Consider the following 16,600-nt stretch of genomic DNA (forward strand, 5'->3'; position numbering starts at 1 on the left):
CTACGCTCCCGGACGCGCCGCAGCCTGCAGGTGCCCGCGCCCGTGCGCCGCACCCAGGTCCTGCACCGGTCCCAGCGGCACGATGCGGTTGGGATTGATGGTCGGGTGGCTGCGGTAGTAGTGCTGCTTGATGTGGTCGAAGTCGACCGTGCCGGCGATGCCGGGCCACTGGTACAACTCGCGCAGGTGGCCCGACAGATTGGGGTAGTCGGCGATGCGGCGCAGGTTGCACTTGAAGTGGCCGTGGTAGACCGGGTCGAAGCGCACCAGGGTGGTGAACAGCCGCCAGTCGGCCTCGGTGATGCGCTCGCCGAGCAGGTAGCGGCGGGTCGCCAGCCGTTCCTCCAGCCCGTCGAGCGACTCGAACAGCCGCGTGACCTCGCGCTCGTAGACGTCCTGCGCGGTGGCGAAGCCGGCCTTGTACACGCCGTTGTTCACCGTGTCGTAGACGTGGGCGTTGACCTCGTCGATCGCCTCCAGCAGCTCCCGCGGCGCGTAGTCACCCGGCGCCGCGCCCACTCCGTCGAAGGCCGAGTCCAGCATGCGGATGATGTCGGCGGATTCGTTGCTGACGATGGTCCCGCGCTCGCGGTCCCACAGCACCGGCACCGTCACCCGGCCGCTGTAGGACGGGTCGGCGCGCAGGTAGACCTGGTACAGGTAGTCGGAGTCGCCGAGCGGGTCGCCGGTCACCCCGGGACCCGGCTCGAAGGTCCAGCCGTTCTCCGCCATGTACGGGTTGACCACGGCGACGTCGATCATCCCCGCCAGGCCCTTGAGCTGGCGGAAGATGAGCGTGCGGTGGGCCCAGGGGCAGGCCAGCGAGACGTACAGCAGGTAGCGGCCGGCCTCGGCGCGGAATCCTTCGCCGCCGCTGGGGCCGGCGCTGCCGTCGGCGGTTACCCAGTTGCGGAACTGCGACCGGCTGCGGACGAACTTGCCGCCGCTGCTCTTGGTGTCATACCACTGGTCGACCCAGCGGCCATCGATCAACAGGCCCATCGACGCCTCCTCGCATGTGCGGCGGTCCTGCGGCGGCAGGCCCGCGCCGCAGGTCACCATACCAGCGGAGGCCGAGCCTACCGCGGCTGCGCGGCGGGGAGCGGCGCCTCGATCTCCGGCAGGTCCGGCTGTGCCCGGACCGCCTGCCGGCGCAGCGCGCGCATCCGGCGCTGGCGATAGCCCGCGCTGGCGACCATGGCCAGGGTGTAGCCAAGCAGTTCGGTGCACTCCTCGATCGCATTCTTGACCACGCGGGCGCTCTCGAGGTCGACGAACTGGCTCCAGATGTCGCCCATCCCGAACAGCCGCGAGAACACCAGCACGATCGCCAGCCCCGCGGCCATCGTCGAGCCCTGGCGCGACAGCAGGAAGTGGCGCATCGGCACCACCGTGCCGGGAACATCGCGCCAGGCCCACGCCAGCGCCGACACGGCGATCACGGTCACCAGCAGTTGCCACAGTCCGTCGAACACCAGATCGAGGAGTGCGTCCAGCTCACGGACCAGCACGCAGGCGAAGAAGGCGGCGACAAGCACCGCGAAGCGGCGGTCGACGGCGCTGTGCCGCGCCAGCCGGGCAAAGCTGAGGATGCAGCTCAACACGAAGGCCTCGGCCACCAGCTCGACCAGCGACCACTCGCCGATGTTGTTGCCCAGCCACAGGGTGTCGAGGTGGAACAGGAGGACCGGCAAGGCGGTCAGCAACGCCAGGCCGGCGTACCGGCCGGCAATGGCGCCCACGAATCTGAGCTCGTTCTTCATTTCAGGGGTTCATGACGCCGGGATGGCGTCCGGATGTCGATTTTAAATGAGCGTTCATTCATGGAGTGAACGAACGCTAACGGTAGGGCCGTTCAGCTTCGTGCAAGCGGTTTCCGCGGGCGTGGGAATCACGTCGCCGGGAATGCGACCGCGCTACGCCCCTGCGTCGGGATCGAGCAAATGCCCCAGCTTGCTGCGCTTGGTGTCCAGGTAGCCCTGATTGGCCGGATTGCGGCCGACCCGGATCGGCAGCCGCTCGGCGACCGCGACCCCGGCGGCCTGCAAGGCGGCGACCTTGCGCGGGTTGTTGGTCATCAGGCGCACCGCGCCGACGCCGAATCGACCGAGCATCGGCGCCACCAGGTCGTAGTTGCGCAGGTCGGCGGCGAAGCCCAGCGCCTGATTGGCCTCGACGGTGTCGGCACCCTCGTCCTGCAGGTGGTAGGCGCGGATCTTGTTGACCAGGCCGATCCCGCGTCCTTCCTGGCGCAGGTAGAGGATGATCCCGCGGCCCTCGGTGGCGATGCGCTGCATGGCCGACTCCAGCTGGGCGCCGCAGTCGCAGCGCCGGCTGCCGAAGGCGTCGCCGGTCAGGCACTCCGAATGCACCCGGGCCAGCACCGGGGCGCCGTCGTCCAGCCCGCCCAGGCTCAGGGCGACGTGTTCCTGCCCGCTGCGCAGGTCGACGAAACCGTGCAGGCGGAAGTTGCCCCAGCGGGTCGGCAGGTCACAGGAATCGACCAGCCGCACCCACTGCTCCGGATTGCTTCCGGGCAATGGCGCCACCTCGCCACCCAGGTCCTGGTGGGCCAGGGTGGTGGCGGCGACATCGCCGGCCGGAGCGGCGCTGGGGTCGGGCTTGCGGTCGGGCATCGTGGATCCTGCAGTGGGGCTCGCGGCAACGCGCCGCGTATGCCTATTGTGCCGCGCCTAGCCGAACAGCCTGGTGGCGATCCCGGCAATGTGGCGTCCCTGGTAGCGAGCCCCGTCGAGCTCGATCTTCGAGGGTTGGCGCGAACCGTCACTGGCAGCCAGCGTGGTGGCACCGTACGGGCTGCCGCCGGCCACCTCGTCCAGGGTGGCCTGGGGCTGGTAGCTGTAGGGCAGGCCCACGGTGACCATGCCGAAATGCATCAGGTTGGTCAGGATCGAGAACAGCGTGGTTTCCTGGCCGCCGTGCTGGCTGGCCGTGGAGGTGAACGCCCCGCCCACCTTGCCATTGAGCGCACCACTGGCCCACAGGCCACCGCACTGGTCCAGGAAGCTCGCCATCTGCGATGACATCCGGCCAAAGCGCGTGCCGGTGCCGATGATGATCGCGTCGTAGTCCGCAAGCTCCTCCACCCGGGCCAGCGGAGCCTGCTGGCCGAGCTTGAACCCCGCCTGCCGGGCGACGTCTTCAGGAACCAGCTCCGGCACGCGGCGGACATCCACCTCGGCACCGGCCTCGCGCGCACCTTCGGCGATTGCCCCGGCCATCTGCTCGATATGGCCGTAGGCGGAGTAGTACAGGACCAGGACCTTCGCCATGGTGTCTCCTCGGAATCATGTGGGGACCGGCAATGTAAGGGCCGCGCACGGGTTCCCACCGCGCGCGGCGGAAACGGATTGTTGCATTCCGTCCCCGGTTCCACGGGCTCTTCCGGACCCTTGTGGGCAAAACTGAACAGGGCATGTCAGCCGAGCCGTTGCCGGGATGGCGGTTCAGGAGGGATTTGGGACCTCCCCGGATACTCGCCCCTGCTGGCGGAACCCCCCGATCCGTGGCGCCTGCCGCGGCGACCGCCAGTCCGGATTCGAATACAAGAGGGAATACCCCGATGAAGAAGTCCCTGCTCGCCCTGAGCCTGATTGCCGCGCTGCCGTTCGCCGCCTCCGCCGCCGACGGTGTTTCCTACAACTATCTCGAGGCCGGCTACGCCGCCACCGACGTCGACGGCGCCGATGCCGACGGCTGGGCCATCAAGGGCTCCGGCGCGATCGCACCGAACTTCCACCTGTTTGGCGAGTTCTCCAACCAGGAAATCGACCACACCAACATCGACTTCGACCAGTGGCGTGCCGGCGTGGGCTACAACCACGCGATCTCGCCGCGCGCCGACCTGCTGACCCGCGTCGCCTATGAGAAGTTCGATGCCGGCCGCGGCGCGGACTTCGACGGCTGGAGCGTCGAGGCCGGCGTGCATGGCAGCCTGGCCCCCAACTTCGAGGGCTACGCGCTGGCCGGTTACGAGGACGGCGACACCTACAGCGGCGATTTCTACGGCCGCCTCGGCGCGCTGGTGAAGTTCAACCCGACCTGGGGCCTGAGCGGCGACGTGAAGTTCGTCGACGGCGACACCCAGTGGTTCATCGGTCCGCGCATGTCGTTCTGAGCGGACCTGCGTTTACGCGACGCCTCTCTCTCCCCCCCCAGTGGGTCGCGACCAAGGCCCCGGCATCAGCCGGGGCCTTCTTTTTTGTCCGTGCTTTCCTCAGCCCAGCAGCGGGGTGGCGTATTCCGCCTTCTGCTCGCGCGCCATCAGCTGCGCCAGGCCTTCGGCCGGGCTGATCTCGCCATGCAGCACCGCGTGCACCGCCTCGGCGATCGGCAGCTCGACCTGGTGGCGGCGCGCCAGGCGCATCACCTCGTCGGCGGTCTGGATCGATTCGACCACCTGGCCGATCTCCCGCACCGCCTCTTCGATCCCCTGCCCGCGGCCCAATGCCAGACCGAGCCTGCGGTTGCGCGAGAGGTCACCGGTGCAGGTCAGCACCAGGTCGCCCATCCCGGCCAGGCCCATCAGGGTTTCCGGGCGGCCGCCGAGCTCGCGGTTGAGCCGCAGCATCTCGTTCAGGCCACGGGTCACCAGGCCGGCGCGGGCATTCAGCCCCAGGTCCATGCCGTCGGCGACGCCGGTGGCCACCGCCAGCACGTTCTTCATCGCCCCACCCAGCTCGGCGCCGAGCATGTCGTTGCCGGTGTAGGCGCGGAACGACGGGCCGTGGAGCACGTCGGCGACCTGCTGGGCGAACGCCGCCTGCTCGGAATGGACGGTGACCGCGGTCGGCAGGCCCAGCGCGACCTCCTTGGCAAAGGACGGGCCGGTGACCACCGACAGCGGGACGTCCGGGCCCAGCAACCCCGCCGCGACCTCGTGCAGGAAGCGGCCGCTGCCCGGCTCGAAGCCCTTGCTCGCCCAGGCCACGCCGGCGCCTTCCGGCCGGTGCGGCGCGAGCGCGCGCAGGGTGTCGGCGAAGGCATGCGAGGGCGTGACCACCAGCACCAGCCCGGCGCCGCGCAGCGCGGCGGCCAGGTCGGTGGTGGCCCGCAACCCGTCAGGCAACGCGATCCCCGGCAGGTAGCGCGGGTTTCCTTGCCCGGAGTCGATGGCCGCGACAGCCTCCGCGTCCCGGCCCCACAGCACCGTGGGATGTCCGTGCCGGGCAACCAGGGCCGCCAGGGCGGTCCCCCAGGAACCCGCGCCCAGCACCGTTACCGGCACCCTCACGGTGCCCTCGTTCATGCCCATGCCGCTGCGGTCAGGCGTTGCCCTGGGTCTCGGCGTCGCCGAGGCTCTCCTGGGCACCCTGCTCCTGGCGCGCGGCGCGCTGGCGCAGGCCTTCGGCGTACAGCGCCTCGAAGTTGATCGGCTGCAACAGGAACGGGGCGAAGCCGCCGGTCTGGATCAGGCTGCTGATCAGCTGGCGGGCATACGGGTAGAGGATGTTCGGGCAGTGCACGCCGAGCATGGCGTCCAGCTGCTGGGCCTCGAAACCGGAGACGCCGAACACGCCGGCCTGCTTGACCTCGACCAGGTAGGCCGGCTTCTCGTTGACAGTGCAGTTCAGGGTCACGCCCAACACCACCTCGTAGGCGTTGTCGCCCACGCGCTGCACGTTCTGGCTGAGGTTCATCTGCAGCTGCGGCTGGGCCTGCTCGGAGAACACCGCCGGGGCACCCGGGACCTCGAACGAGACGTCCTTGGTGTAGATCTTCTCGACGGTGAACGACGGGCCGGTCTGGCCATCGGGCTGGGCGGCGGCACCGGCGGCGGCGCCGTTGAGGTTCTCTTCGGACATGGGTGACTCCAGCGTGAAGGCGGAAAGGAACCGATTATGGCATGCGCCGCCACCCGCTCCCCACCTCCCGCCGTGGCTCCGCAGCCGTCAGCCGCGGCCCTTGACCAGCGGCATGTCGGCCTGCCGCCACGCCTGGATCCCGCCGTCGAGTACATACACCCGCTCGAACCCGGCCTTCACCAGGCGGCGGGCAGCGTTGCCGGCGCCCATTCCGTTGGCACACACCACGACCACCGGCAGCGAGCGGGCCTTGGCCAGCAGCTTGTTCTCGGGGTCGAACTGGCTGGGCTGCACCGATTTGCTGCCGGCGATGTGGCCCTTCTGGTAGTCGTTGATCGGCGACAGGTCGACGACCAGCGCGTCCTCGCGGTTGACCAAAGCGGACAGCTCGCCCGGACGCAGCGACTTGTAGCCACGGAACAGCCGGGTGACCTCGACCCAGGCGATGGCCACCGTCAGCCCCGCGAGGGCCAGCGACAGCATCAGGTTTCGACTGGCGAAGGCCAGCAGTTCTTCAGGGCTCACGGGCAGGGGACCGGCAATGCGGGGCGGCGATTGTCGCCCACCGCGCAGCCGCGGTGCAAAACCTCAGTTGCCGCCCCACAGGTCCGGCAGGTCGCTGGTCAGCCACCAGGTGCGTGCCTGGTCATCCCATCGCCACTGCTCGCGGTAGCTGACCTCGCGCTCGGCCATGGTGTGGCGGTTGATCACCCCGATGCGCACTTCGCGCACGGCAATGCCGGCGTCGATGTCGGTACTGGCACCGCTGCTGCGGTAGGACGAGACCTGGACCTGTTCGTAGCGGGCCAGTTCCAGTTCGCTCAGCGGCCTTGCCTGGCGCACCTCCGGATCGACCAGGTTCCGGGCGCCGGCGAAATCCCCCCAGCGGATCGCGCCCGACCACGCGTACTGGGCCTTCTCCAGCGCATCCGAGGCGGAACCACCGGTGGCGCAGGCGGTGACGGCGATGACGCTCGCGAGCAGCAGCAGCTTGATCAGGCGCATGGAGATTCCGGGCCCGGAACGGACCGTCAAATGCCAGTCGGCAATGCTAGCCGGTGGCGCCGGCGGCCGCGAGCGGGCGGGCAATGGCGACGTAGCGGCCGGTGAACGTGGTCGCGACCCGGCCATCGGGCAGCGGCACCCTGGCGACCAGCTCGATGCGGGCGCGCCCGCGCTCGCGCAGCCGGGTAGCGAAAGCGCCCCAGTCCGCATCGGCTGCGGCTTCGGCGGTCACCCGCAGCTCGTCATACAGCGGCGCCAGGTAGCGGATGGTGCTGTCGGCGACGTAGATGTCGGCCTCCATCCCGGCCGCGTCCAGTTCCAGCCACACCAGGCCCCAGCCGGCCAGGGTCATCAGCGAGGCCAGGCTGCCGCCGAAGGCGCAGCCCTTGTCGTTGACGTGGGGCGCCAGCGGCGCGCGCAGGCCCAGCCGGTGTTCCGCGAAGCCTTCGATCGACAGCTGCATCACCGCCACCGGCGGCATCGAGTCGTAGTGCTGCTGCAGGTGCTGGAGCGGAGTGGTCATGGTCGGCGCCGGACGGATGCAGGGGTTGAAGGGTCGTGCCAAGCTGGTGCGATGCACAGCCACACCCAACGCTCCGGCCCACCGGAATGGTACGTGATCTCCCTGCGCCCGACCGGCCAGCACGGCCCGGTGCGCAGGGCGGCGGCGCGACATGGGGGAGCGGTGGTCGCGCTCTCGCCATGGTCGGTCCAGCCGCGGGATTCCAGGGCCGCACGCGAGTCACTGCAGGCGGCCCTGGCGGCGCCGTTCGTGGTGTTCACCAGCCCGGCCGCGGCAGGCATGGCGGGCGCGCTGCAGGCGCTGCATCGCCAACCCGGCCAGCAGTGGTTCGCGGTCGGCGCCGGCACCGCGGCAGCCCTGCGGCGTGCGGGAGTGGACACGGTCGACTCCCCCGCGCGCATGGACAGCGAAGGCCTGCTGGCGCTCCCCGGGCTGCAGCGGCTGGCCGGCAGGCGCCTGGGACTGGTCACCGCCCCGGGCGGACGGGGAACCCTGGTCCCGGCCTTCGAGGCACGCGGCGCGCTGGTGCTGCGCGCCGATGTCTACGAACGCGTCCCGCATCCGCTGCCACCGCGGCAACTGGCGCGGCTGCACACCCTCGACGCACCGGCGGTACTGGCGGTTTCCAGCGGCGAGGCGCTGCAGCGGGTGGTCGAGGCCGCCGGTGCCGCGGCGCTGGACCGCCTGCGGGCCCTGCCGGTGATCGCCGCCAGCGACCGGCTGGCCACGCTCGCCGCCGACCTGGGTTTTGCCGACAGGCACCGCGCCGCCAGCGCACGCCCCGCCGACATGGTGGCCGCGGCCGCCGTGCTGGCGGCTTCACCGGCGTTTGCCCGCGTGCGCGGCAGACTCGCGCGATCACCGGCCCCCGGGCCCGAGGAGACCCCACGATGAAGCTGTTCCGAAACCTGTTGTTCTGGATCGTGCTGGCCCTGCTCGGCGCGCTGGTCGCGCAGATGCTGATGCAGGATCCCGGCTACGTGCTGGTGCGTTTCCGCGGCATGGACTACACCACCACCCTGGCCGTGGTGGTGCTGGTGGGCGCGGGCGTGCTGCTGGCGCTGTGGCTGCTGTGGAAGCTGGTGACCGCCCCGGTGCTCGGCCTGCGCCGGCGTCGCCGCCGTACCGCCCGCAGCCGCCTGTATGAAGGCCTGGAAGCCTACGAGCTGGGACATTGGGAACGCGCCGCGCAGCGCCTGGACGAGGCGGCCCGCTCACCGGTGATCGCCGATGACGGCAGCGCGCGCCTGGCCCATATCGCCGCTGCGCGCGCGGCGATGGCGACCGGTGACCGGGCGCGGCTGGAGCGCCACCTGCAGGCACTCGACGGTCGGCCGAGCGAACGCGCCGTGCTGCAGGCCGAGGCGGCGCTGGGCGATGGCCGTGCGGACGATGCACTGCGGGCGCTGGACGAGCCCGCCGCGCAACCCCTGCCGCCACACGGGCTGGCCCTGCGGGTACGCGCGCTCGACGCCGCCGGGCGGCCGGACGAGGCCTACGGCATGCTCGGCGCACTGCGCAGCCAGCACGCCCTGCCCGCCACCGAACTCGACCGCCTGCAGGCGCGCTGGGCGGCGCGCGCACTCGAACAGGCCGGCGATGCCAACACCCTTGCCGACCGCTGGGAAGCGATGCCCGCCGCGGCCCGCCAGGATCCGGCGATCGTTGCCGCCTATGCCCGGCGTGCCGCGGACCTGCGCTGGGAAGACGCGGCCACCGGCAGCGTGGAGCGGGCACTGGATGCCGGCTGGGACGAGTCCCTGGCGAGCCTCTACGGGCGCCTGCCGGTCGGGCGGCTGGAGGAGCGCCAGCGTCGCGCCGGGCAGTGGGCGCGCGAGCATCCCGACAGCCCCGGCCTGCTGCTGGCACAGGCCCGCCTGGCCCGCGCCCGCGGCCAGTGGCCCCAGGCCCACGACCACGCCCGGGCGGCGCTGGCGCACGGCGGCGGGAGCGAGGCGTGGGAGGAGCTGGGCCACGCCGAGGCGCAGGCGGGGCGCGACCGCCACGCCCGCATCGCCTACTCCAACGCCTTGCAGGCCGCGCGCGGCGAACCGGTCAGCGCGCTGCCGGAGGATCCGCCGGTGGCGCCGGGCGATCCCGCCCCGCAACCCGCCAGCGAACTGCGCGACGGGCACGGACTGCCACGCACGCCGGAGTGAGCCTGCCGGCCTCATTGACCAGGCGTGATCGGCCAGGCGCGATCCGCTAGGATCCGCGGTACCCAAGCAACGCAACGGATTGCCATGCAGGAGCTGGATGCACTGCTCGAGCCGGTCGCCGGTCCGGGCCCGGGTGGGGAGGACCTCTCGTTCTCCCCCGAGTACGACGCCATCGCCGAGGCGCGGCGCGCCGACGATCCCTCGCTGGAACAGGGCGAATGGATCACCGACCTCAAGCAGTCCGACTGGCCCGCGGTGGAGCGGCAGGCCGGGGAGCTGCTGCGCACGCGCAGCAAGGACCTGCGGCTGGCCGGCTGGTGGGCCGAGGCCCAGGCCCGCAACCACGGTTTCACCGGCCTGGCGCGGGGCTACCGGCTGGTTGCCGGCCTGTGCGAGCGTTACTGGGACGCGCTGTACCCGCTTGCCGAGGACGGCGACGCGGAGCCGCGCATCGGCAACCTGGCCTGGCTGATCACCCATTCGGCGCGCTGGTTGCGCGAGCTGCCGCTGGTCCAGTCCCCGCGCGGCAGCTATGGCTTGGCGGAGATCGAGGCGGCCGCTGCACGCGGGGCCGAAGCCGAGGGACCCGACAGTGCCACGATCGATGCCGCGCGCCGCGATACCCCCCATGAGTTCTACGTCCGGCTGGTCGAGCGGCTCGACGAGTGCGCCGAGGCGCTGGCGGCGATGGAGGCGGCGGTGGACTTCCGGCTCGGGATGGACGGCCCGGGCTTTGGCGCGCTGCGCGATACGCTCGACGGCGTCCGCACCGCCGGACGGCGGTTTGCCCGCGAGGCCGGCGTGCTGCTCGACGGCGCCGCGCCGACGGTCGAGTCCTTTGCCGGGGATTCCACCGCCGACATCGCGCCGCCAGCAGAGGCGGCGCCGGTCGGCCCGATCGCCAGCCGGCGCGAGGCGATCGCCCGCCTGCGCGAGGTCGCCGAGTACTTCCGCCGCACCGAGCCGCACAGCCCGGTCGCCTACCTGGCCGAGAAAGCGGCGCACTGGGGCGAGATGCCGCTGCACGTGTGGTTGCGCCGGGTGGTCAGGGACCACGGCACCCTGGAACAGCTGGAGGACCTGCTCGACAGCGCCGAGCCGGCGACCGGGGACTGAGGCGGCGGCTAGACTGGTGCGATGAAAATCGCCAGCTGGAACGTCAATTCCCTCAACGTCCGCCTTCCACACCTGCTGCAGTGGCTGGAAGCCGCCAGTCCCGACGTGGTGGGGCTGCAGGAGACGAAGCTTCCGGACGACCGTTTCCCTGACGCCGAGCTCGCCGCGGCCGGCTACCGCAGCGTGTTCAGTGGCCAGAAGACCTACAACGGCGTCGCCATCCTCAGCCGCCTGCCCGCCGTGGACGTGCAGATGGGCATCCCCGGTTTCGAGGACGACCAGAAGCGGGTGATCGCCGCCACCGTCGACGGCATCCGCATCGTCAACCTGTACGTGGTCAACGGCCAGTCGGTGGGCAGCGACAAGTTCGCCTACAAGCTGCGCTGGCTGGAGGCGGTGCACGACTGGCTGGCCGCCGAACTGCAGCGCTACCCCGAGCTGGTGGTACTGGGCGACTTCAACATCGCCCCGGATGCCCGCGACGTGCACGACCCGGAGGTCTGGCACGAGGGCCACATCCTGTCATCGGCGCAGGAACGGGCCGAACTGCAGCGGCTGCTGGCGCTGGGACTGCATGATGCCTATCGCCTTCACCACGACGGCCCGGCCGAGTTCAGCTGGTGGGATTACCGGCAGGCGGCGTTCCGGCGGAACCTCGGCCTGCGCATCGACCTGACCCTCGTGTCCGATGCCTTGCGCACGCGCTGCATCGGCGCCGGCATCGACCGTGAGCCCCGCGCCCTGGAGCGCCCGAGCGACCACGCTCCGGCATGGGTCCGGCTGGCTGCGCCAGCCTGACGCCGGCCGCGCGCCGCAAACGGAAAAGGCCCGGGAAACTCCCGGGCCTTTTCCGCATCTAGGCGTCGCCTCCCCGATCTGCCGTGCGCGGGAAAGGACCTGATCCGGACCTGATCCGCGGACGGAGGAGGGACGCTCCTGTCTCGCGTGGGAACTCAGCGCACCCGGCCGCGACGGAACAGGTTGACGATTGCAAGCAGGACGATCGCGCCGATCAGCGAGACCAGGATGCTCACGAAGCTGATGCCGTCGTTGATCGAGCCGCCGCCGATCCCGAGCATGCCGGCGAGCCAGCCACCGAGCAGCGCACCGACGATGCCGACGATGACGTTGAGGAAGACACCCTGCTGGGCGTCGGTTTTCATGATGAGGCTGGCGATCCAGCCGATGATGCCGCCGATAATCAGCCAAATGATGAAACTGATCATGCTGTTCTCCTTCGTCCGTCCGGTTTGTGGATAGCGCAAACCCCTGACTGCGGGGGCACGGCCAGTCTGTTGGGGCTTGCGTGATGGGGACGTCTGTGCTGAACGGGCGGAAATCCCGCCTGTTCAGTCGAACAGTTCCAGCACCCGTTGCCGCGGGAGCTTGCCGGTCGCGTTGCGTGGCAGGGCATCGACCAGGCGCAGCCGGCGGGGCAGGAAGACCGGGTCGAACTGCGGTTTCAGGGCCGCCAGCACCGCCGCGCGGTCGAGCCCCGGGGCGACCGCGACCGCCGCGATGCGGCGCACCCCGGCAGTGTCGGGTTCGAGTTGCAGCACCACTCCGTCCGACACCCCCGGCACCGCCAGCAACGTGGAGGTCAGCTCGGCCAACGAAGCGCGCTTGCCGGCAATCTCCAGCAGGTCGGCCTGGCGCCCGCGGAGCTCGAAGCGGCCATCGTGGTGAAGTTCGAACAGGTCGGCCAGCACCACCGGCTCGGCCAGGTGCGGGGCGTGCACGGCGGTGCCATCCGGACGCGGCGCCAGCCGCACTCCGGCCAGCGGAGTCCAGGCGTCCTCATGGGCGGTGCGGCGGCGGGCGAACACGCAGGTCTCGGTGGAGCCGAACACCTCGCGCACCTCGCAGCCGAAGCGTGCCTCGGCGGCCGCGGCAAGTGCCCGTGGCAACGGCGCGGTCGCCGAGACGATGCCCGCCAGCGGCGGAAACCCGGCACCGGACTCGATCAGCGCGCGCAGGTGCACCGGGGTGGTGGCCAGCAGCGCCGGGGCCGGCGGATCGGCCAGCGCGCGCGCCACCTCGCCGGGGAAGAACGGCCGGCCGGCATGCACCGCCACCGGCGCCAGCAATGGCAGCAGCACCGAGAACTCCATGCCGTACATGTGCTGCGGCGGGACGGTCGCCACCAGCCAGCTGCCCGACGGGTCGAGCAGGCCCTCCAGCGCGGCGAGGTTCTGCCGGGTGCTGGTCCGGAACGAGTCCCAGTGCTTGGCATGGGCACCGGGCTGGCCGGTGCTGCCGGAGGTGAAGCCGATCGCCACCAGGGCATCGGCGGGGATCACGGTGGGTCCATCGCCCAGTTCCGGCAACCGCGCCGGCAGGCAATGGAAGCGCTCCGGCGGCAGCGCTCGCGGCCCGTCCCCGAGGCAGTAGCTTCCCGGGTGGCGGGCCTGCGCGGCGGCCACCGCGGCCGGTGCGCGCGAGCTTGGCAGCAGCGTCGTCTGGCCGCGCAGCGCGGCGGCGCAGAAGGCGACCAGGAACCGGTAGCGGTCCTCGCACAGGTTGATCGCGAATCCGGCCTGCGGCAGTGTCGCCGCCACCGCCCGCACGTGCCGCAGGAACAGCCCGCGGCTCACGATCCCTTCCGGGCCGAAGGCGAACGGCTGCTGCGGATCGCCGGCGACCAGGGGGCTGCCCACTTGTTCGGCGACTGGTTCGATGACTGCGGACATGCGGTTGCCTGTTCCAGCGGCCAGCGCCGCCCCCGGCGGCTACTTTACGCTGGCCTCCCCGACAGCCGCCAACCCGCGATGCCCACCTTGCCCCCTGCACCGTACTGGGACACCACGCCCCTCGCCGCGGGCGAGGCCGCCGAACCGCTGGCGTGCCGGTGGCTGGCCGGGCGGTTGGGTTGCGCGCCCGGCGAGGTCCTGATCACCCGCAGCGCCCATGGCCGCCCGATGCTGCAATCACCACCGGGATTCGACTGCAACTGGAGCCATTCCGGCGGTTTGCTGGCGTTCGCGCTGGCGCGAGGGATGCGGGTCGGCATCGACATCGAATGCCTTCGCCCGCGGCCGAAGGCGCTCGAACTGGCACGGCGCCACTTCACCGTGGCCGAAGCCGCCTGGCTGGCCGGCCGCGACGGCGACGCGCGCACCCGCGACTTCGTGCGCCTGTGGTGCGCGAAGGAAGCCGTACTCAAGGCACACGGGCGGGGACTGGCCTTCGGGCTGGCCCGGCTGGCATTCGGCGAGGACAAGGGACGCCTGCAGCTGGTCGAATGCGACCCCGACCTGGGCGCGCCCGACCGGTGGCAGCTGCTGGAGCTGCAGCTGTCGCCTGGCTACCTGGGCATGCTGGCCTGGCTCCCGTCGCCGGCCGCGGCGCCCGCGCGGCATACTGCGCGCCCATGAACGACGGCCTCCTGCCCCCTTCCGCCGCCGACCGCCTGGCGGCCGGTCTCGACGCGCTCGCTGTCGTGCCGGCCGCGCACGCACCGCTGCTGGATTACCTCGCGCTGCTGGCGCGCTGGAACCGCACCTACAACCTCACCGCGGTGCGCGACCCGCTGGAGATGGTCGACCGGCACCTGATCGACTCGCTGGCGATGCGGCCCTTTGCCACCCCGCTGGCCGCCACCGGCGGCCGCCTGGCCGACCTGGGCACCGGCCCGGGCCTGCCCGGCATCCCGCTGGCGATCGCCTGCCCGGGCCTGCGCGTGACGCTGGTGGAAAGCAACGGCAAGAAGGCCCGCTTCCTGCGCGAGGTGGTGCGCCGGCTCGACCTCGGGCACGTGGACGTGGCGGAAACCCGGATCGAGGCGCTGGACCGGCCCGGCGCCTATGCCGCGATCACCGCCCGCGCACTGGCGACGATCCCGCTGATCCTGCAGCTGGGCGGGCACCTGCTCGCCCCCGGCGGCCGCCTGCTGGCGATGAAGGGCGTGCACCCGGCGGAAGAACTGGCCGCGCTGCCGCCGGGATGGCGGCTGCTCGGCTCGCACCGGCTGCAGGTGCCCGGACTGGACGCCGAACGCCACCTGGTGGAGGTCGGGCGCGCCGGCCCCGGCTGAAGACGGCCGCGCCGGGGCGCTCGGCAGCCCGGCCACGGGGCGGGCATAATCCCGGGTCCGGCCCGGATTGCCCGCCCGCGGTCCGCACCTTCCTTCTCCACCCAGCAGCCACCCGAGGGGACGCGCCGAATGGCCCGCATCATCGCCGTCGCCAACCAGAAAGGCGGAGTCGGCAAGACCACCACCGCGGTCAACCTGGCCGCCGCCCTGGCGCGCATGCCGCGCAAGGTGCTGCTGGTGGACCTGGATCCGCAGGGCAACGCGACCATGGGCAGCGGGGTCGAGAAGCGCGAGCTGGAAACCTCGGTATGCGAGGTGCTGCTGGGCGAGAACACGGCGGCCGAGGCGATCGTGCGCACCGCCGAGGATTTCGACCTGCTGCCGGGCAACATCGACCTGACCGCGGCCGAGATCCGGCTGATGGCGGCCGACGGGCGCGAGCGCCAGCTCGCCCACGCCCTCGCCCCGGTGGCCGGTGACTACGACTTCGTGATCATCGACTGCCCGCCCGCGCTGTCGCTGTTGACCCTCAACGCGCTGACCGCGGCCGATTCGGTGATCGTGCCGATGCAGTGCGAGTACTACGCACTGGAAGGCATCAGCGCGCTGCTCGATACCATCGCGGCGATCCGCGAATCGCTCAACCCGCGGCTGGAGATCGAGGGCGTGCTGCGCACCATGTTCGACGTGCGCAACAACCTCGCCAACGCGGTGTCGGCCGAGCTCACCGAACACTTCGGCGAGCAGGTCTTCCGCACCATCGTCCCGCGCAACGTGCGCCTGGCCGAGGCACCCAGCCACGGCCAGAGCATCGTCGGCTACGACAAGGCCAGCCGCGGCGGCATCGCCTACCTGGGCCTGGCCGGTGAACTGCTGCGCCGCCAGCGCGAGCGCGACCGCCGGGCGGCGCCCGGCGAACCACGAACCGATCCGGAGACCGCCGCATGAGCGCCGAGCCGCCCAAGCCACCCGCAACCCGGGCCCCGGCCAGCAAGACGGCGGCGAAGAAGCGCCTGGGGCGCGGGCTCGAGGCCCTGCTCGGCCCCAAGGCCCAGGCGCCGTCGCTGGAGGCCGGCAAGGGTGACCGGCTGCGCACGCTGCCGGTCGACGCCCTGGTTCCCGGCCGCTACCAGCCGCGCCAGCACTGGGACGAGGACAAGCTGGCCGAACTGGCCGAGTCGATCCGCGCCCAGGGCGTGATCCAGCCGATCGTCGTGCGCGAGATCGACGGCGCCGACGGCCGCGGCAGCAAGGTGTTCGAGATCATCGCCGGCGAGCGCCGCTGGCGCGCCAGCCGGCAGGCCGGACTGTCCGAGGTGCCGGTGGTCGTGCGCGAGGTCGATGACCGGACCATGGTCGCGATGGCGCTGATCGAGAACATCCAGCGCGAGGACCTCAATCCGCTGGAGGAAGCCCACGCCCTGCAGCGGCTGATCGACGAATTCGACCTGACCCACGCCCAGGCCGCCGATGCGGTCGGCCGCTCGCGTGCCTCGGTGTCGAACATGCTGCGGCTGCTGGAGTTGCCGCCGGCGATCCGCGCCCTGGTCGAGGAGCGCCAGCTGGAAATGGGCCACGCCCGCGCGCTGCTCACCCTGGCGCCCGAACTGGCGGTCAAGCTGGCCCGCGAGGCGGCCGGGAACGGCTGGTCGGTGCGCGAGGTCGAGCACCGCGCCCAGCAGTTCGCCCTGGGCCGGGTACCCGAGCGCAAGCGCGGCCGTACCGTGCAGCCACGCCCGCAGGCCGATATCGCCAGCCTCGAGCGCGAGCTCTCGGAAACCCTGAGCACCCGGGTCAACGTGCTGCACGGGCGTGGCGGCAAGGGCCGGCTGGTGATCCATTACAGCGACCTGGATTCGCTCGAGGGCGTGCTCGGACGCCTGCGCACCCGCGACTGAGCGGGGGGGGGGGTTGGGGGTCGCCCGTCCGCCCCTGCACG

Annotated in this window: 20 protein-coding genes; 9 read left to right on the forward strand and 11 right to left on the reverse strand. The window is 71.5% G+C overall.

From position 1 onward, the window contains the following. The 4 genes from LY625_RS06000 to wrbA form a co-directional block, all read right to left on the reverse strand. Positions 1 to 1,002, reverse strand: coding sequence for a glutathione S-transferase family protein (locus tag LY625_RS06000; RefSeq protein WP_233738280.1), 1,002 nt, complete (start codon positions 1,000 to 1,002; stop codon positions 1 to 3). A 77-nt stretch (positions 1,003 to 1,079) separates the two neighbouring features. Further along, positions 1,080 to 1,763: a hypothetical protein gene (locus tag LY625_RS06005; RefSeq protein WP_233738281.1), complete on the reverse strand. Its 684-nt coding sequence runs from the start codon at positions 1,761 to 1,763 to the stop codon at positions 1,080 to 1,082. Positions 1,764 to 1,916: 153 nt separating this feature from the next. Then, complete coding sequence (ribA, locus tag LY625_RS06010; RefSeq protein ID WP_233738282.1) at positions 1,917 to 2,636, reverse strand: GTP cyclohydrolase II; 720 nt, start codon at positions 2,634 to 2,636, stop codon at positions 1,917 to 1,919. A 57-nt stretch (positions 2,637 to 2,693) separates the two neighbouring features. Further along, positions 2,694 to 3,293 (reverse strand): NAD(P)H:quinone oxidoreductase, encoded by a 600-nt coding sequence (wrbA, locus tag LY625_RS06015; RefSeq protein ID WP_233738283.1) that lies wholly within the window; start codon positions 3,291 to 3,293, stop codon positions 2,694 to 2,696. 290 nt (positions 3,294 to 3,583) lie between these two features. Here wrbA and LY625_RS06020 point away from each other — a divergent pair, with 290 nt between their 5' ends. Further along, entirely contained in the window at positions 3,584 to 4,138 is a 555-nt protein-coding gene (locus tag LY625_RS06020) for an Ax21 family protein (protein ID WP_233738284.1), read from the forward strand. A 99-nt stretch (positions 4,139 to 4,237) separates the two neighbouring features. Here LY625_RS06020 and LY625_RS06025 read toward each other — a convergent pair whose 3' ends face one another. From LY625_RS06025 to LY625_RS06045, 5 genes are all read right to left on the reverse strand, one after another. Continuing rightward, a complete protein-coding gene (locus LY625_RS06025) occupies positions 4,238 to 5,269 on the reverse strand; it encodes an NAD(P)H-dependent glycerol-3-phosphate dehydrogenase (RefSeq protein ID WP_233738285.1) in 1,032 nt (343 codons plus the stop codon). A 16-nt stretch (positions 5,270 to 5,285) separates the two neighbouring features. Beyond that, complete coding sequence (gene secB, locus LY625_RS06030; protein ID WP_233738286.1) at positions 5,286 to 5,825, reverse strand: protein-export chaperone SecB; 540 nt, start codon at positions 5,823 to 5,825, stop codon at positions 5,286 to 5,288. An 87-nt stretch (positions 5,826 to 5,912) separates the two neighbouring features. Next, positions 5,913 to 6,350: a rhodanese-like domain-containing protein gene (locus LY625_RS06035; protein ID WP_233738287.1), complete on the reverse strand. Its 438-nt coding sequence runs from the start codon at positions 6,348 to 6,350 to the stop codon at positions 5,913 to 5,915. Between the two features lie 63 nt (positions 6,351 to 6,413). Further along, the gene (locus LY625_RS06040) at positions 6,414 to 6,830 is read right to left on the reverse strand and encodes a hypothetical protein (RefSeq protein ID WP_233738288.1); all 417 of its coding nucleotides are present in this window, start codon (positions 6,828 to 6,830) and stop codon (positions 6,414 to 6,416) included. Positions 6,831 to 6,876: 46 nt separating this feature from the next. Next, positions 6,877 to 7,371, reverse strand: coding sequence for a YiiD C-terminal domain-containing protein (locus LY625_RS06045; RefSeq protein WP_233738349.1), 495 nt, complete (start codon positions 7,369 to 7,371; stop codon positions 6,877 to 6,879). A gap of 75 nt (positions 7,372 to 7,446) precedes the next feature. Here LY625_RS06045 and LY625_RS06050 point away from each other — a divergent pair, with 75 nt between their 5' ends. From LY625_RS06050 to xth, 4 genes are all read left to right on the forward strand, one after another. Beyond that, positions 7,447 to 8,247, forward strand: a complete 801-nt coding sequence (locus LY625_RS06050) for a uroporphyrinogen-III synthase (RefSeq protein ID WP_233738289.1) — start codon at positions 7,447 to 7,449, stop codon at positions 8,245 to 8,247. After that, entirely contained in the window at positions 8,244 to 9,512 is a 1,269-nt protein-coding gene (locus tag LY625_RS06055; protein ID WP_233738290.1) for a heme biosynthesis HemY N-terminal domain-containing protein, read from the forward strand. Before LY625_RS06050 ends, LY625_RS06055 begins: the two co-directional genes overlap by 4 nt. 84 nt (positions 9,513 to 9,596) lie before the next feature. Beyond that, positions 9,597 to 10,628, forward strand: a complete 1,032-nt coding sequence (tssA, locus tag LY625_RS06060) for a type VI secretion system protein TssA (RefSeq protein ID WP_233738291.1) — start codon at positions 9,597 to 9,599, stop codon at positions 10,626 to 10,628. A gap of 21 nt (positions 10,629 to 10,649) precedes the next feature. Then, entirely contained in the window at positions 10,650 to 11,426 is a 777-nt protein-coding gene (gene xth, locus LY625_RS06065) for an exodeoxyribonuclease III (protein WP_233738292.1), read from the forward strand. Positions 11,427 to 11,581: 155 nt separating this feature from the next. Here xth and LY625_RS06070 read toward each other — a convergent pair whose 3' ends face one another. Together LY625_RS06070 and LY625_RS06075 are read right to left on the reverse strand one after the other, a co-directional pair. Further along, on the reverse strand, positions 11,582 to 11,851 hold the full coding sequence (locus LY625_RS06070) for a GlsB/YeaQ/YmgE family stress response membrane protein (RefSeq protein WP_233738350.1): 270 nt from the start codon (positions 11,849 to 11,851) through the stop codon (positions 11,582 to 11,584). A 126-nt stretch (positions 11,852 to 11,977) separates the two neighbouring features. Next, positions 11,978 to 13,318, reverse strand: a complete 1,341-nt coding sequence (locus LY625_RS06075; RefSeq protein WP_233738293.1) for an AMP-binding protein — start codon at positions 13,316 to 13,318, stop codon at positions 11,978 to 11,980. Between the two features lie 78 nt (positions 13,319 to 13,396). Between LY625_RS06075 and LY625_RS06080 the strand changes: the two genes are divergently transcribed. From LY625_RS06080 to LY625_RS06095, 4 genes are all read left to right on the forward strand, one after another. Continuing rightward, a complete protein-coding gene (locus LY625_RS06080) occupies positions 13,397 to 14,002 on the forward strand; it encodes a 4'-phosphopantetheinyl transferase superfamily protein (protein WP_233738294.1) in 606 nt (201 codons plus the stop codon). After that, complete coding sequence (gene rsmG, locus LY625_RS06085; protein ID WP_233738295.1) at positions 13,999 to 14,661, forward strand: 16S rRNA (guanine(527)-N(7))-methyltransferase RsmG; 663 nt, start codon at positions 13,999 to 14,001, stop codon at positions 14,659 to 14,661. The genes LY625_RS06080 and rsmG overlap by 4 nt, the downstream gene beginning before the upstream one ends. Positions 14,662 to 14,790: 129 nt before the next feature. Next, the gene (locus LY625_RS06090; RefSeq protein WP_233738296.1) at positions 14,791 to 15,609 is read left to right on the forward strand and encodes an AAA family ATPase; all 819 of its coding nucleotides are present in this window, start codon (positions 14,791 to 14,793) and stop codon (positions 15,607 to 15,609) included. Continuing rightward, on the forward strand, positions 15,606 to 16,559 hold the full coding sequence (locus LY625_RS06095; protein ID WP_233738297.1) for a ParB/RepB/Spo0J family partition protein: 954 nt from the start codon (positions 15,606 to 15,608) through the stop codon (positions 16,557 to 16,559). The genes LY625_RS06090 and LY625_RS06095 overlap by 4 nt, the downstream gene beginning before the upstream one ends. The last annotated feature ends 41 nt before the right edge of the window (positions 16,560 to 16,600 follow it).

Origin of the sequence: Lysobacter sp. GX 14042 (assembly GCF_021390425.1) — a bacterium.
Taxonomy (GTDB): domain Bacteria; phylum Pseudomonadota; class Gammaproteobacteria; order Xanthomonadales; family Xanthomonadaceae; genus Novilysobacter.